General features: G+C 66.3%; 17 protein-coding genes. 10 read left to right on the top strand and 7 right to left on the bottom strand.

Going from position 1 to position 15325, the window contains the following annotated elements:
* Window positions 1-53: 53 nt before the first annotated feature.
* From gshB to olsB, 7 genes are all read left to right on the top strand, one after another.
* On the top strand, window positions 54-995 hold the full coding sequence (gene gshB / locus DY467_RS12705) for a glutathione synthase (protein WP_164636442.1): 942 nt from the start codon (window positions 54-56) through the stop codon (window positions 993-995).
* Window positions 996-1215: 220 nt separating this feature from the next.
* A complete protein-coding gene (rpaR, locus tag DY467_RS12700; RefSeq protein WP_164573425.1) occupies window positions 1216-1947 on the top strand; it encodes an HTH-type quorum sensing-dependent transcriptional regulator RpaR in 732 nt (243 codons plus the stop codon).
* A gap of 85 nt (window positions 1948-2032) precedes the next feature.
* Window positions 2033-2689, top strand: coding sequence for a 4-coumaroyl-homoserine lactone synthase (gene rpaI, locus DY467_RS12695; RefSeq protein ID WP_107342557.1), 657 nt, complete (start codon window positions 2033-2035; stop codon window positions 2687-2689).
* On the top strand, window positions 2686-2910 hold the full coding sequence (locus tag DY467_RS12690; protein ID WP_107342556.1) for a hypothetical protein: 225 nt from the start codon (window positions 2686-2688) through the stop codon (window positions 2908-2910). Before rpaI ends, DY467_RS12690 begins: the two co-directional genes overlap by 4 nt.
* Window positions 2911-3010: 100 nt before the next feature.
* Window positions 3011-4549, top strand: coding sequence for a YifB family Mg chelatase-like AAA ATPase (locus DY467_RS12685; RefSeq protein WP_164636440.1), 1539 nt, complete (start codon window positions 3011-3013; stop codon window positions 4547-4549).
* A 126-nt stretch (window positions 4550-4675) separates the two neighbouring features.
* On the top strand, window positions 4676-6583 hold the full coding sequence (locus DY467_RS12680; protein WP_164636438.1) for an ATP-binding protein: 1908 nt from the start codon (window positions 4676-4678) through the stop codon (window positions 6581-6583).
* Between the two features lie 160 nt (window positions 6584-6743).
* Window positions 6744-7694, top strand: a complete 951-nt coding sequence (gene olsB, locus DY467_RS12675; protein ID WP_107346383.1) for a l-ornithine N(alpha)-acyltransferase — start codon at window positions 6744-6746, stop codon at window positions 7692-7694.
* A gap of 146 nt (window positions 7695-7840) precedes the next feature.
* Here the strand turns inward: olsB and coaA are convergent, their stop codons facing one another.
* The 7 genes from coaA to hisB form a co-directional block, all read right to left on the bottom strand.
* Window positions 7841-8797 (bottom strand): type I pantothenate kinase, encoded by a 957-nt coding sequence (gene coaA, locus DY467_RS12670; protein ID WP_011155883.1) that lies wholly within the window; start codon window positions 8795-8797, stop codon window positions 7841-7843.
* A gap of 74 nt (window positions 8798-8871) precedes the next feature.
* Window positions 8872-9195, bottom strand: coding sequence for a phosphoribosyl-ATP diphosphatase (locus DY467_RS12665; RefSeq protein ID WP_011155882.1), 324 nt, complete (start codon window positions 9193-9195; stop codon window positions 8872-8874).
* A gap of 53 nt (window positions 9196-9248) precedes the next feature.
* Window positions 9249-10016, bottom strand: coding sequence for an imidazole glycerol phosphate synthase subunit HisF (hisF, locus tag DY467_RS12660; protein WP_011155881.1), 768 nt, complete (start codon window positions 10014-10016; stop codon window positions 9249-9251).
* Between the two features lie 10 nt (window positions 10017-10026).
* A complete protein-coding gene (hisA, locus tag DY467_RS12655; protein WP_164636436.1) occupies window positions 10027-10764 on the bottom strand; it encodes a 1-(5-phosphoribosyl)-5-[(5-phosphoribosylamino)methylideneamino]imidazole-4-carboxamide isomerase in 738 nt (245 codons plus the stop codon).
* Window positions 10761-11411, bottom strand: coding sequence for an imidazole glycerol phosphate synthase subunit HisH (gene hisH / locus DY467_RS12650; RefSeq protein WP_107342553.1), 651 nt, complete (start codon window positions 11409-11411; stop codon window positions 10761-10763). Before hisH ends, hisA begins: the two co-directional genes overlap by 4 nt.
* Window positions 11408-11929: a DUF2628 domain-containing protein gene (locus tag DY467_RS12645; protein WP_164636434.1), complete on the bottom strand. Its 522-nt coding sequence runs from the start codon at window positions 11927-11929 to the stop codon at window positions 11408-11410. Before DY467_RS12645 ends, hisH begins: the two co-directional genes overlap by 4 nt.
* 27 nt (window positions 11930-11956) lie before the next feature.
* A complete protein-coding gene (hisB, locus tag DY467_RS12640; RefSeq protein WP_107342551.1) occupies window positions 11957-12550 on the bottom strand; it encodes an imidazoleglycerol-phosphate dehydratase HisB in 594 nt (197 codons plus the stop codon).
* A gap of 187 nt (window positions 12551-12737) precedes the next feature.
* Between hisB and hslV the strand changes: the two genes are divergently transcribed.
* Genes hslV through hslU form a run of 3 tightly spaced genes read left to right on the top strand, consistent with a single transcriptional unit; the run spans window position 12738 to window position 15258 of the window.
* Window positions 12738-13307: an ATP-dependent protease subunit HslV gene (gene hslV / locus DY467_RS12635; protein ID WP_011155876.1), complete on the top strand. Its 570-nt coding sequence runs from the start codon at window positions 12738-12740 to the stop codon at window positions 13305-13307.
* On the top strand, window positions 13304-13915 hold the full coding sequence (locus DY467_RS12630; protein ID WP_164636432.1) for a DUF2585 domain-containing protein: 612 nt from the start codon (window positions 13304-13306) through the stop codon (window positions 13913-13915). Before hslV ends, DY467_RS12630 begins: the two co-directional genes overlap by 4 nt.
* Before the next feature lie 41 nt (window positions 13916-13956).
* A complete protein-coding gene (gene hslU, locus DY467_RS12625; protein WP_012494055.1) occupies window positions 13957-15258 on the top strand; it encodes an ATP-dependent protease ATPase subunit HslU in 1302 nt (433 codons plus the stop codon).
* The last annotated feature ends 67 nt before the right edge of the window (window positions 15259-15325 follow it).

Genomic DNA, 15325 nt, shown 5'->3' with positions numbered 1-15325 from the left:
CCGCCGCCACCCCGCATCGTCACCGCCGCTCTGCCAACCTCGGAACACACGACATGACATTGAAGGTCGCCGTCCAGATGGACCCCATCGCGCGGATCAACATCCGCGGCGATTCGACGTTCGCGCTGCTGCTCGAAGCGCAGGCTCGCGGCCACGCGATCTCGTACTTCACGCCCGACAAGCTGTCGCTACGCGGCAACGATGTGGTCGCCTCGGTGCAGAGCCTGAAAGTACGCGATCAGGAAGACGATCACTTCACCCTGGGTGAACCGACCCGCGTCGATATGCGTAGTTACGACGTGGTGCTGCTGCGGCAGGATCCGCCGTTCGATCTCGCCTACATCACCTCGACGCATCTGCTCGAGCGGATTCATCCGTCGACGCTGGTGGTCAACAATCCGGCCAGCGTGCGCAACGCACCGGAGAAACTGTTCGTGATGGATTTTGCCGAGCTGATGCCGCCGACGCTGATCAGCCGCGACAAGGACGAGATCAACGCGTTCCGGGCCGAGCACGGCGCGGTGGTGATGAAGCCGCTGCACGGCCATGGCGGCGCGGCGGTGTTTCGGGTGCTGCCGCAGGACATCAATTTCGGCTCGCTCTACGACATGTTCGCGGTCACGTTCCGCGAGCCGTGGGTGATCCAGCGCTTCCTTCCCGAGGTCAAACACGGCGACAAGCGCATCATCCTGGTCGACGGCGAATTCGCCGGCGCGGTCAACCGCGTGCCGGCCGAAGACGATCTGCGCTCCAACATGGTCCGCGGCGGCGCCGCGGCCGCGACCGAATTGTCGCCGCGCGAGCGCGAGATCTGCGCGACACTCGGGCCGAAGCTACGTGAGCGTGGGCTGTTGTTCGTCGGTATCGACGTAATCGACGGCTATCTGACCGAGATCAACGTGACCTCGCCGACCGGTATCCGTGCGGTGGCACGGCTCGGCGGGCCGGACATCGCGGCGAAGATCTGGGACGTGATCGAGGCCAAGCGCGCCTGATCTGCTGCCCTGGAGAGCGGCTGAGGCAACGACACCCTTGCCAGTCGGCAAAGGTGGCCGCACAACTACGAGGATCGTCCACTATGCGGACGTCCGCGGGGGGCTGCCGGGACGTGGACGCATGGTGAAAGCGGCAGCGGTAAGCTAATGATGTTAGGTCGGACGGCGGCAGGCACATGGCCCCGCTGTTCCTGGTAATGGGATCAGAGGTAGCGACGGTATGATCGTCGGCGAAGATCAGCATTGGGGACGGCGGGCGCTGGAATTCGTCGATTCCGTCGAGCGGCTCGAAGCGCCCGCGCTGATCAGCCGGTTTGAATCGCTGATCGCGAGCTGCGGTTTTACCGCCTACATCATGGCCGGCCTGCCGTCGCGAAACGCCGGGCTGCCCGAACTGACGCTGGCGAACGGCTGGCCGCGCGACTGGTTCGACCTCTATGTCAGCGAGAACTTCAGCGCGGTCGATCCGGTGCCGCGTCATGGCGCCACCACGGTTCATCCTTTCGTATGGTCCGAGGCGCCTTACGATCGCGACCGCGATCCGGCCGCCCACCGGGTCATGACCCGCGCGGCGGACTTCGGACTGGTCGAGGGCTATTGCATCCCGCTGCACTACGACGACGGCAGCGCGGCGATCAGCATGGCCGGTCGGGAGCCGGACCTCAGCCCGGCGGCCCGCGGCGCGATGCAGCTGGTCAGCATCTACGCACATAGTCGGCTGCGCGCGCTCAGCCGGCCTAAGCCGATCCGGCGCAACCGGCTCACGCCGCGCGAGTGCGAGATCCTGCAGTGGGCGGCCCAGGGCAAGACCGCCTGGGAAATCTCGATGATCCTCTGCATCACCGAGCGCACCGTGAAATTTCATCTGATCGAGGCGGCCCGCAAGCTCGATGCCGCCAACCGCACCGCGGCCGTCGCCAAGGCATTAACACTCGGCCTGATCCGTTTGTGACCTGTCCGATCGGACAGTAGTTCGGTTCCCGTTCGCACCTGCACTGTTCCCGCCTGCAGACCCACTGCAGGAGGGGAATTGCATCATGCAGGTCCATGTCATCCGTCGGGAGAACCGCGCGCTCTATGCCGGTCTGCTCGACAAGTACTTCCGCATCCGTCACCAGATCTACGTCGTCGAGCGCGGCTGGAAAGAGCTCGATCGGCCGGACGGCCGCGAGATCGATCAGTTCGACACCGAAGACGCGGTGTATCTGCTCGGCGTCGACAATGACGACATCGTCGCCGGCATGCGGATGGTGCCGACCACGTCACCGACGCTGCTCAGCGACGTCTTCCCGCAGCTCGCATTGGCCGGCCCGGTCCGGCGGCCGGATGCCTACGAGCTGTCGCGGATCTTCGTGGTGCCGCGCAAGCGTGGCGAGCATGGCGGCCCGCGCGCCGAAGCCGTGATCCAGGCGGCCGCGATGGAATACGGCCTGTCGATCGGCCTGTCGGCCTTCACCATCGTGCTGGAGACCTGGTGGCTGCCGCGGCTGGTGGACCAGGGCTGGAAGGCCAAGCCGCTCGGCCTGCCTCAGGACATCAATGGCTTCTCGACCACTGCGGTGATCGTCGATGTCGACGACGACGCCTGGGTCGGCATCTGCAATCGCCGCGCGGTACCCGGCCCGACGCTGGAATGGCGTGGGCTCGAAGCCATCCGTCGTCATTCGCTTCCGGAATTCCAGGTGATTTCATGAACGCCCCTTCCAAACCGCGCGGCGCCCGGCCGATCACGCTGAACCCACCGCTGAAGCAGCACGCGGTCTGCATCGACGCGCTGGCCTCGACCATCAACCGCGCCATTGAGCAGGCCGAAGAGCTCGGCATCTCATCGGCGGTCCAACTGCTGATGATGGCGCGGCTCGAGGTCGACCTGACCGAGATCGCGCTTGAAAGCCGCACCAAGAACAGCGCCTGACACGACACCGGCGGGGGAAGGCCCCGCCGGTTTGTTCCCTTAATGTTCTTGCGCAGCGACTGCGCCGCGGTTAGCCTCGTTGCTCTGCGGAGAGGGCGTTATGGTCCAGCACGTATCCACCGTGGCGTTCGAAGGCATCGAGGCGCGCAGCGTCGATGTCCAAGTGCAGGTGTCGCCTGGACTCCCGGCCTTCGCCATGGTCGGGCTGGCCGACAAGGCGGTGTCGGAAGCGCGCGAGCGGGTGCGGTCGGCGCTGATCGCATCGGGACTGGCGCTGCCGGCGCGGCGGATCACCGTCAATCTCGCTCCCGCCGATCTGCCCAAGGAAGGCAGCCATTACGACCTGCCGATCGCGCTCGGCTTGATGGCGGCGATCGGCGCCATCCCGGCCGACGCGCTCGAAGGCTTCACCGTCCTCGGTGAGCTCGGGCTCGACGGCTCGATCGCACCGGTGGCCGGCGTCTTGCCGGCGGCGATCGCAGCCAATGCGCGCGAGCACGGCCTGATCTGCCCGGCGGCCTGCGGCTCCGAGGCGGCCTGGGCGAGCCCCGACATCCAGATCATCGCGGCGAGCTCACTGATCCAGATCGCCAATCACTTCAAGGGCTCGCAACTGCTCGGGCGGCCGCAGCCGCGGGTCCGGGAAGCCGAAGCCTCAATGCTCGACCTGCGCGATATCAAGGGCCAGGAGAGCGCCAAGCGCGCGCTCGAAATTGCCGCGGCCGGTGGGCATCATTTGCTGATGATCGGGGCACCAGGCGCCGGCAAATCGATGCTGGCAGCGCGGCTGCCGTCGATCCTGCCGCCGCTGTCACCAGCCGAGCTGTTGGAAGTCTCGATGATCGCCTCGGTCGCCGGCGAAATCCGCGATGGCGCGTTGACGGCGCGGCGGCCGTTTCGCGCGCCGCATCACTCCGCCAGCATGGCGGCGCTGACCGGCGGCGGCATCAAGGCGCGCCCGGGCGAGATTTCACTCGCGCATCAAGGCGTCCTGTTTCTCGACGAGCTGCCGGAGTTCGATCCCCGCGTACTGGATTCGCTGCGGGCGCCGCTCGAAACCGGTGAAGTCGCCGTCTCGCGCGCCAACCATCGCGTCACCTATCCGGCGCGGGTGATGCTGGTGGCGGCGATGAATCCATGCCGCTGCGGCCACGCCTTCGAACCGGGCTTTGCGTGCAAGCGCGGCCGGATCGATCGCTGTACCTCGGACTATCAATCGCGCATCTCCGGTCCGTTGATGGACCGCATCGATCTGCGAATCGAAGTGCCGGCGGTGAGTGCTGCCGACCTGATCCTGCCGCCGCCGGCCGAAGGCTCAGCCGACGTCGCAGCGCGTGTCGCTGCGGCGCGCGAGGTGCAGCGGACACGCTACGCATCGATCGGGCTGCCGCAGATCCGCACCAATGCGGAAGCCCCCGCCGCAGTGCTGGAGACGACCGCACAGCCGGATACGGCCGGGCTGAAATTGCTGCATGACGCCGCCGAAACCATGCGGCTGTCGGCGCGCGGCTATCACCGCGTGCTGCGGGTCGCCCGCACGCTGGCCGATCTCGACGGCTGCGACCGCATCGGCCGCGTCCATCTGGCCGAAGCATTGTCGTATCGCGCGCTGGCCGACGATCAGCGTCGCGCGGCTTAAGCGCGGTTAACGCACCATCAACCTTGTTGGGAGCACCAACTCGATTCTGCGCAACTTTCAACCTGATGGCAGCACCCCAAGCGCATGTTTCCGCGTTGCCGGACAACGGCAAATGTTGGAGCGGCGATGACGGGGAAGCTGCGGATCAGGTCGAGGCTGCGCTTATGGACGCGCCGGCATCCGCGCATCGCGATGGCGGGCCGCGCCGTCACAGCGTTTTCCGCCGGTTTCGGCGGCGCCTATGGATTACTCTTCAGCAGCCGTCCGGAGATCTCAGGTTACGATCCGCATACGTTCGCGATCGGCACCAGCTTCCTGTTCGCGCTGGCCTGCCTGGCGCTGGCGATCCAGACGATGCGGCTGCGGCGGATGCGCAGCCGCCTGCGCCTGCTCACCGATTTACGTGACACGGCCACAGCGAGGTCGCCGGAGCACGGCGGCCGGAATGCGGTGATTGAGCCTCGCGATAGCGCCGAGGCGGAGAGCCGCGCAAAGTCGCGGCTGCTGGCGATGGCGTCGCACGAAATTCGCACGCCGCTGAACGGCATCATCGGTATGAGCCGGCTGTTGCTCGATACGCCGCTCAGCCCCGAACAGACAACTTACGCCAAGGCCGTGAAGACCTCCGGCGAGGCGCTGCTGGCCCTGACCGACGAACTCCTCGACTACGCGCGGGTCGAGGCCGGCAAAATCGAACTCGACTCCGATCCGTTTGTGTTGAGCAGCCTGATCGAAGACGTGGCCGAACTCCTGGCGCCGCGGGCACAGGCGCGCGGGCTGGAGATCGCCGCCGATGTCGACGAGCGGCTGCCGGCGCGGCTGATCGGCGATGCGGCGCGTCTGCGGCAGGTGCTGCTCAATCTGTGCGGCAACGCCATCAAGTTCACCGAATCCGGCGGGGTGGCGCTGATCGCCGAGCCGGGCGAGGCCGGCGAATGGCGCGTGATCGTGCGCGACACCGGGATCGGGATCGCGCCGGAGGCCCAGGCGCGGATTTTCCGCGAGTTCGAGCAGGCGGACGCCGGCATCGCCCGCAATTTCGGCGGCACCGGTCTCGGCCTCAGCATCAGCGACCGCATCGTCACGGCGATGGGCGGCCGCATCGCACTCGACAGTCAGCCGGGGCAGGGCTCGACCTTCACCATCACGCTGCCGCTGAGCGCAGCCGAAGACGATCGCGCAGCCGCGACCTTCGCGCCGCCGGATCTGCATGGCAGCTCGGTGATGATCGTCTCGCCGCATGGGGTCGAAGCTTCGCTGGGCGCGCGGCGGCTGGGACGCTGGGGCGCCGAGACCTGCCTATGCGATGATATCGCCGCCGCAATGACCCGATTGCCGGAGCGCGACTGGCACGCGGTGCTGATCGATCATGCGTTCGGGCCGGACGCGATCGAGACCCTCGCGCGCGAAGCTCAGCCGCACGCGACCCATCGCCTGGTGATGCTGACGCCGGCGGCACGGCACGAGCTGCTACCGAACCTTCCGGCCGCATTCACCGGCTATCTGGTGAAGCCGCTCCGCGCCGCCACGCTGGCCGCACGGCTCGGCGCACCGGTCGAGGTCGCGGCGCCGAGTATCGCGGACGGCGATCCGCCGACGCTCCAAGACACGCCGCCAGTAGTCACGCGTGAATCGCTCGCCATCCTTGTCGCCGAAGACAACGACATCAACGCGTTGCTGATTCGCGCGCTGCTGCACCGGCTCGGCCACCGCGCCGAGATCGTCGGTGACGGCCGCCGTGCCGTAGAGGCGTGGGGTGCTGCTGACAAGACCGGCACGCCATTCGATCTGGTGCTGATGGACGTGCAGATGCCGATCCTCGACGGGCTGGAAGCAGCCCGCCAGATCAGGACGCTGGAAGCCGAACGCGCAAGGCAGCGGGTGCCGATCCTGGCGCTGACGGCCAACACGCTGGCGGAGGATCGCGAAGCCTGTTTGGCGGCCGGGATGGATGGCTTCCTGATCAAACCGGTCGATCCCGACAAGCTCGCCGAAATTCTGGCGAACGTATCCGCCGCGCACCAAACCGCCTGACGCGGCAAGTAAATACCGAATGCCGCTGCTAACAACAAAGTCAGTGGCGATGTCATCGTTCGGCAATCATCGCGTCACATCGCTGTTGAACGGTCATGATTGTTGGTGCGATCAGGCCGCGGCGATTCCGTTACGGGACGGGTGCGGTCGCGAGGACGCCATGCACACCGACCATCTCGCCCGTTCGAAGAAATTCATTAAGCTGCTGCGCCCGGAGACCGCCGGAGCCGCCGCGCAAACCGCAATTACTTGGTTCAAGCCCGCGCTCAAGCTGGCCGAGACCGGCAAGCCGATCGGCCCGTCGCCGGCGACGCTCGGCCGCCTCGGGCCGCTCGAAGTTCGGCTCGCGCAGACCAAGCAGGACGTCAAGCGCGCCCAGAAGCTGCGCTACCGGGTGTTCTACAAGGACGGCACCGCGATCGCCGATGCGCCGACGATGCTGGCCCGGCGTGACAAGGACGCCTTCGATCCGATCTGTGATCACCTCTTGGTGGTCGATCACGCCGCCAAGCCGTCGCTGAGTGGCAAGCAGCCGGTGGTCGGCACCTATCGGCTGCTTCGTCAGGACGTCGCCAATCGCAATGGCGGTTTCTACACCGAGAGCGAATTCGATATCGGCGGACTGATCACCCGGCATCCGGAGCTGCGCTTTCTCGAACTCGGCCGCTCCTGCGTGCTGCCGCCGTATCGTAACAAGCGCACCGTCGAGCTGCTGTGGCACGGCATCTGGACCTACGTCCGCCAGCACGGCGTCGACGTGATGCTCGGCTGCGCCAGCTTCGACGGCACCGATCCGGATCGCCTGGCGCTGCCGCTGTCGTTCCTGCATCACTACGCGCCGGCGCCTGAGGCTTGGCGCGCCCGCGCACATCCGTCGCGCTATGTCGAGATGAACCGGCTGCCCAAAGACGCGATCGACCAGAAGGCCGCGCTGCGCGAACTGCCGCCGCTGATCAAAGGCTATCTGCGGCTCGGCGCCACGATCGGCGAAGGCGCGGTGATCGACTATCAGTTCGGCACCACCGACGTGCTGATCATCCTGCCGGTCTCGGCGATCAGCGCCCGATACATCGAGCATTTCGGCGCCGATGCTTCACGGCACGCGGCGTAGCAGGGTGCATCCACCCGACACGTCCGTCATTGCCGGGCTTGACCCGGCAATCCATCGTCTTCGAGAAAACACATCGTCACGCGCGCTTGCGCGCGCGATGGATCCGCGGGTCAAGCCCGCGGATGACGCTGAGTAACCGGCGAGGACTACAACCTTCGCAGCGCCACCGAATCCACGACGTGGTCGGCGCCCTTCTTCAGGATCAGCGTCGCGCGCGGGCGGGTCGGCAGGATGTTGTCTTCGAGGTTGGCCAAGTTGGTGCGTTCCCAGATCGCAATCGCGGTCGCTGTCGCCTCTTCGTCGGACAGCACCGCGTAGCGATGGAAGTACGACCGCGGATCGTGGAACGCGGTGTCGCGCAGCGCCAGGAAGCGCCGGACGTACCAGTCGCGCAGCACCGGCTCGTCGGCGTCGAGATACACCGAAAAATCGAAGAAGTCAGATACCACCGGCACCGCCTTGCCGTCGCGCGGCAGCCGGCCGGTTTGCAGCACGTTGACGCCCTCGACGATCAGGATGTCGGGGCGGTCGATCACCGTGAACTTGTTCGGCACGATGTCGTAGGTGAGGTGCGAGTAGATCGGCGCTTTGACCTTGCGGCGGCCCGACTTGATGTCGGACAGAAAGCCGAGCAGCGCCGGCAGATCGTAGCTTTCCGGAAAACCCTTCTTCTGCATCAGTCCGGCGCGCTCCAGCACCGCGTTGGGATGCAGGAAGCCGTCGGTGGTGACGAGATCGACCGTCGGGCGCGGCGACCAGCGCGCCAGCAGCGCCTGCAGCACGCGCGCGGTGGTCGACTTGCCGACCGCCACCGATCCGGCGACGCCGATGATGAACGGCATCTTGCGCTCGACCACGCCGAGGAACCGGCGCTGCGCGTAGTACAGCTGCTGCATCGCCGCGACATGGATCGACAACAGCCGCGACATCGGCAGATAGATTTCTTCGACCTCGCTGAGATCGAGCCGGTCGTGCATCGAGCGGAGCGCCGCAACCTCGGCGGCATCGAGCGTCATCGGCGTGTCTTCACGCATGCTCGCCCATTCCGCCCGCGAGAACACCCGGTACGGGTTGTAGTGGTGCAGATCCGACCTTGCGTCCATCTCGCGGGCCCTTCGCCTTGGTTTTGAGTGGCGGGATTTATTGTTATTGCGGCCGCCCTGTGCGGCCGATGCCGTCAGTCGCGCTTGCGCGACGCCTTTTCCTCCAAGCCCGACATCGAGGTGCGCTGCGCCAGCGCGGCCTCGACTTCCTCGAGCTTCACGCCGCGCGACTTCAGCAGCACCAGCATGTGAAACAGCACGTCGGCGGTCTCGGAGATCAGATGGCCGCGATCGTTCTCGACCGCGGCGATCACCATCTCGACCGCCTCTTCGCCGAATTTCTTGGCGCAGTGCTCAGGGCCCTTGTCGAGCAGCTTCTTGGTGTAGGAGCTCTCGCCGCCGGACGCCGCGCGGGCATCGACCGTCGCGGCGAGATCATGAAGGGTGAAACGGGCCATACGCTAACTCTGCCGGTTCTTGGTGCGAGAGTACCGCCCCTCGCCGCGTTACGCTAGGGATCGAGCCGCATCGGCAGCCCGGCCTGGACCATATGATCCTTGGCCTGACGAATAGTGTACTCACCAAAATGGAAGATCGAGGCCGCCAGCACCGCGGTGGCGTGGCCTTCGCGGATGCCGTCGACCAGGTGGTCCAGATTGCCGACGCCGCCCGAGGCGATCACCGGGACGCCGACGCTGTCGGCGATCGCCCGGGTCAGCGGAATGTCGAAGCCCGACTTGGTGCCGTCGCGGTCCATCGAAGTCAGCAGGATCTCGCCGGCGCCGAGCGACACCACTTCCTGGGCGAATTCGATCGCGTCGATGCCGGTGCCCTTGCGGCCGCCATGGGTGAAGATCTCCCAGCGGTCGCGGCCCGGCACCCGCTTGGCGTCGATCGCCACTACGATGCACTGGTCACCGAACTTCTCGGCGGCTTCCTTGACGAATTCGCGCCGCGCCACCGCGGCGGAGTTGATCGAGACCTTGTCGGCGCCAGAGCGCAGCAGGGTCTTGATGTCGTCGACGGTGCGAACGCCGCCGCCGACCGTCACCGGCATGAAACAGGCTTCCGCCGTCCGCCGGACCACGTCCAGCATGATGCCGCGGTTCTCATGGGTGGCGGTGATGTCGAGAAAGCAGAGTTCGTCCGCGCCGGCAGCGTCATAGGCGATCGCCGCCTCGACCGGATCGCCGGCATCGCGCAGGTCGACGAAATTGACGCCCTTGACGACTCGGCCGTCCTTGACGTCGAGGCAGGGAATGACGCGGACCTTGAACATCGCCGGCTCCTTAGGCCGCCTTGGCGGCGCCGATCAGCGCCAGCGCCTCAGTGGGATCGAGCCGGCCGTCATACAGCGCCCGCCCGGCGATCGCGCCTTCGAGCTTTTTGGCGCGCGGGCTGAGCAGCGTCTTGACGTCTTCGATCGAGGCGAGACCGCCGGAGGCGATCACCGGAATCGAAATCGCCTCGGCCAGCGCAATGGTCGCGTCCCAATTGATGCCCTTGAGCAGGCCATCGCGGGCGATGTCAGTGAAGATGATGGCGGCCACGCCGGCGTCTTCAAACCGCTGCGCGATGTCGAGCGCGGTGACTTGCGAGCTCTCGGCCCAGCCCTCGACCGCGACCTTGCCGTCGCGGGCATCGAGACCGACGGCGACACGACCCGGAAAGGCTTTGGCGGCTTCCTTCACCAGCGCCGGATCGCGCACCGCGGCGGTGCCGATGATGACCCGGGCGATGCCCTTGGACAGCCAGGCTTCGATCGTCTTCAGGTCGCGGATGCCGCCGCCGAGCTGCACCGGCATCGACACCACCTTCAGCATCGCTTCGACCGCCTGCGCGTTCATCGGCTTGCCGGCGAAGGCGCCGTCGAGGTCGACCACGTGCAGGTACTGAAAGCCCTGAGCCGCAAAGCTCTGCGCCTGCGCGGCGGGATCGAGATTGAACACCGTGGCGCGCGCCATGTCGCCCTGTTCGAGCCGCACGCACTGGCCGTTCTTGAGATCGATCGCGGGGAAGAGAATCACGGCTTCCACTTCAAAAAGTTCGAGATCAGCGCCAGGCCGAAGCGCTGACTCTTCTCGGGGTGAAACTGAGTACCGATCGCGGTGTCCTTGCCAACCACGGCAGTGACCGGCCCGCCGTAATCGGCGCGCGCCAGCACGTCGCCTTCATGTTCGGCGGCGAGGTGGAAGGAGTGCACGAAATAGGCGTGCAGGCCTTTCGAACCGAGCGGCAGCCGGTCCAGCACCGGGTGCTCGCGGATCTGATCGAGCGTATTCCAGCCCATATGCGGGATCTTCAGATCCTCGCGATTGGGCGCGATCTTGACGACGTCGCCGGCGATCCAGTTCAGCCCGTCGGTGGTGACGTGCTCCTTGCCGCGGGTCGCCATCAACTGCATGCCGACGCAGATGCCGAAGAACGGCCGGGCCTTGACCCGCACCGTCTCGTTCAGCGCCTGGACCATACCGTCGATCGAATCCAGCCCCTTGCGGCAGTCGGCGAAGGCGCCAACGCCCGGCAGGACGACGCGATCGGCCCGAAACACCTGGTCCGGATCGCGGGTCACCAGGATCGGTTCGGGGTTTTCCATGCTCCGTGCCGCGCGCTCGAATGCTTTCGCCGCCGAGTGCAGGTTGCCGGAGCCGTAGTCGATGATCGCGACGCTCATCGCGAGCCTCCGGGATTCGGGAACGAGCCGAAGATGTCGCCATGGATCGACGACGCCGGCAGCGGAATGCTGCGCGCCGGCGGCGGCGCGCCGCGGTCGACCGGAAGGGTGAAGCTGACCGGTTGCGGCTGGCCTGCGACCCAGCGATCGAAGAACCGCCGTTCGGCGATCTCGCGGTCCTCGCCGACCGCGACGCCAACGGACTGCCAGCCGCGGCGGGCCAGGGTCCAGCGCCACAGGCTGCCGGCCTCGAGCCCGAGCAGGCTGGCGAGCAGCAGTGCGACCACGAACCGGGTGCCGCTTCCGGCATGCAGCGCCGTGAGCCCCACCGCGGAGACGGCGATCACCACCACATAGCCGAGCGTCGCCAGCCAGAGCCGGCGGTACAGCAGCCAGAACGGGCCGAACACGAAGGCCCAGACGTAAAAGCCATCACGGACAAAGCGGAATTGATCGGGCGCAGCCTGCTGCAGCTCGTCGTCGTCCGCCCGCGGGGCATGAACAGTGAACACCGGCATGGACTTGTCTCCGCCGCCCGACGGCGATCAGCCGCCGAGCTGCCCCTTGGTCGAGGGCACTTCGCCGGCCGTCTTGGGATCGATCGCGACCGCCGCGCGCAGCGCCCGGGCCAATCCCTTGAAGCAGGATTCGGCGATGTGATGGCTGTTCTCGCCATATAGGGTCTCGACGTGCAGAGTCACGCCCGCGTTCATGGCGAAGGCCTGAAACCACTCCCGCACCAGCTCGGTGTCGAATTCGCCGATCTTGTCGCGCGGGAAGTCCGCCTTGAACACCAGGAACGGCCGGCCCGATACGTCGACCACCACCCGGGTCAGGGTCTCGTCCATCGGCATGAAGATGCTGGCATAGCGGCTGATGCCCGCCATATTGCCGAGCGCCTGCTTGACCGCCTGGCCGAGCGCGATGCCGACGTCCTCGGTGGTGTGGTGGAAGTCGACATGGAGGTCGCCCACCGCCTTGACGGTGATGTCGATCCGCGAATGCTTGGCGAGCAGATCGAGCATATGGTCGAAGAAGCCGATCCCGGTGGCGGCGTTGGCCACACCGGTGCCGTCGAGGTCGACCGTGACCTCGATGTCGGTCTCCTTGGTCTTGCGCTTGATCGTCGCCGTGCGCATGAAGCGGGCTCTCCGGTAAAAACGCCGGTCTTTTAACAGGCCGGTGACACCTTCGCTACTGCGCCAGCTGCGGAGCGGGGCCGATCTTCGTCCTATGGTGAGCGGATTGGCCGCTCCGGCGGCCTCCCGGAGAGCAATTGCATCGCCGCCCGGCCGTGCCTAGATCAGCGCTCGCGAAAGGAACTCCATGGCACCTCATAGCTCTTCGGCAGACGCCGGCCCCCCGGTCTGGCACGGCACCACCATTCTGACCGTGCGCAAGGGCGGCAAGGTCGTGATCGGCGGCGACGGCCAGGTCTCGATCGGACAGACCGTGATCAAGGCCAACGCCAAGAAGGTCCGCAAGCTCGGCAAGGGCGACGTGATCGGCGGCTTCGCCGGCGCCACCGCCGACGCTTTCACGCTGTTCGAGCGGCTCGAAGCCAAGCTCGAACAGTACCCCGGCCAGCTCACCCGCGCGGCGGTCGAACTCGCCAAGGATTGGCGCACCGACCGGTATCTGCGCCGGCTGGAAGCGATGATGATCGTGGCCGATAAGGACGTGTCGCTGGTGCTGACCGGCACCGGCGACGTGCTCGAGCCCGAGGCCGGCGTGATGGCGATCGGCTCCGGCGGCAATTATGCGCTGGCCGCCGCCCGCGCGCTGATCGACACCGATCAGGACGCCGAGACCATCGTGCGCAAGTCGCTCGGCATCGCCGCCGACATCTGCGTCTACACCAACGGCAATCTCACGCTCGAGACGCTGACCGCATGAGCGCGGCCGGGGCCGAACGGCTGATGTCGTCAGCGGCCGGCCTGCCGGTCCGCTGGGCACTGGCCGTCGTCCTGGCTCTGCTTGCCGTCCAGGCGACCGCGCTGTTTGCGATGGGACGGGTGCCAATCTGCACCTGCGGCACCGTCAAGCTGTGGCACGGCGTGGTGCAGAGTTCGGAGAACTCGCAGCACCTCACCGACTGGTACACGTTCTCGCACATCATCCACGGCTTCCTGTTCTATGCCGGCACGTGGCTGCTGTTGCGGCGCTGGTCGTGGACCGCGCGGCTGATCGTGGCGACACTGATCGAAGGCGGCTGGGAGCTGGCGGAGAATTCGAGCTTCATCATCGAGCGCTACCGCGCCGGCACGATCTCGCTCGATTACTACGGCGACAGCATCGTCAATTCGGTCGCCGATACGCTTGCGATGATCTCTGGCTTCCTGCTCGCACGCTGGCTGCCGATTGCCGCCACCGTCGCGATCGCGGTGCTGTTCGAAGTGCTGGTCGGCTTGCACATCCGCGACAATCTGACCCTCAACGTGATCATGCTGATTCATCCGTTCGATGCCATCCGGCAATGGCAGGCGGGACCTCCGATCATCTGACCCCGCTTGTTCCCTCGTTCGACCGACCTTACGTAGGCCCCATGACCGACTTTTCCCCCCGTGAAATCGTCTCCGAACTCGACCGCTTCATCGTCGGCCAGGCCGACGCCAAGCGCGCGGTCGCCATCGCGCTCCGCAACCGCTGGCGGCGGCTGCAGCTCGAAGGGTCCTTGCGAGAAGAAGTGCTGCCGAAAAACATTCTGATGATCGGCCCGACCGGCGTCGGCAAAACCGAGATCGCGCGGCGGCTCGCGAAGCTTGCCGGCGCACCGTTCCTCAAGGTCGAGGCGACCAAGTTCACCGAGGTCGGCTATGTCGGCCGCGATGTCGAACAGATCATCCGCGATCTGGTCGAGGTCGCGATCGCGCAGGTGCGCGAGAAGAAGCGCAAGGACGTACAGGCCCGCGCCCAGGTTGCCGCCGAAGAGCGCGTGCTCGATGCGCTGGTCGGGCCCGGCTCGGGTCCGGCGACGCGGGACTCGTTCCGCAAGAAGCTGCGGGCCGGCGAGCTCAACGACAAGGAAATCGAAATCGAGACCCAGGCCGGGTCAGGCTCGCCGATGTTCGAAATTCCCGGCATGCCGGGCGCGCAGATCGGCGCGGTCTCGCTCGGCGACATCTTCGGCAAGATGGGCGGCCGCACCAAGAAGCGGCGGCTGACGGTGGCCGACTCGCACGAGATCCTGGTCAACGAAGAAGCCGACAAGCTGCTCGACACCGATCAGCTGGTGCAGGAAGCCATCGCTGCGGTCGAGAACAACGGCATCGTGTTCCTGGACGAGATCGACAAGATCTGCGTACGCGACGGCCGCAGCGGCGGCGAAGTCTCGCGCGAAGGCGTGCAGCGCGATCTGTTGCCGCTGATCGAAGGCACCACGGTGTCGACCAAGCACGGCGCGGTGAAGACCGAGCACATCCTGTTTATCGCCTCTGGCGCGTTCCACATCGCCAAGCCCTCCGACCTGCTGCCCGAACTGCAGGGCCGACTGCCGATCCGCGTCGAACTCAACGCGCTGAGCCGCGACGACATGCGCCGGATCCTGACCGAGCCGGAAGCCTCGCTGATCAAGCAGTATGTGGCGCTGATGAAGACCGAGGGCGTGACGCTGGACTTCTCCGACGACGCCATCGACGCGCTGGCCGATGTCGCGGTCGCGGTGAACTCCACCGTCGAAAACATCGGCGCGCGCCGACTGCAGACCGTGATGGAGCGCGTGCTCGACGAGATCTCCTTCGTCGCCCCCGACCGTCACGGCGAGACCTTCCAGGTCGATGCGGACTACGTGAAGACCAATGTCGGGGATCTGGCCAAGAACACCGATCTGAGCCGGTTTATTTTGTAGTTGGCCATAAGGCACTTCGTTTGTTCACCGACCGCAGCTACGCCAACAAACGTCATGCGCGGGCTTG

The sequence above is a fragment of the Rhodopseudomonas sp. BR0G17 genome (assembly GCF_010907025.1).
Lineage (GTDB): Bacteria > Pseudomonadota > Alphaproteobacteria > Rhizobiales > Xanthobacteraceae > Rhodopseudomonas > Rhodopseudomonas palustris_H.
This window is presented reverse-complemented; position numbering and strand designations above follow the sequence as displayed.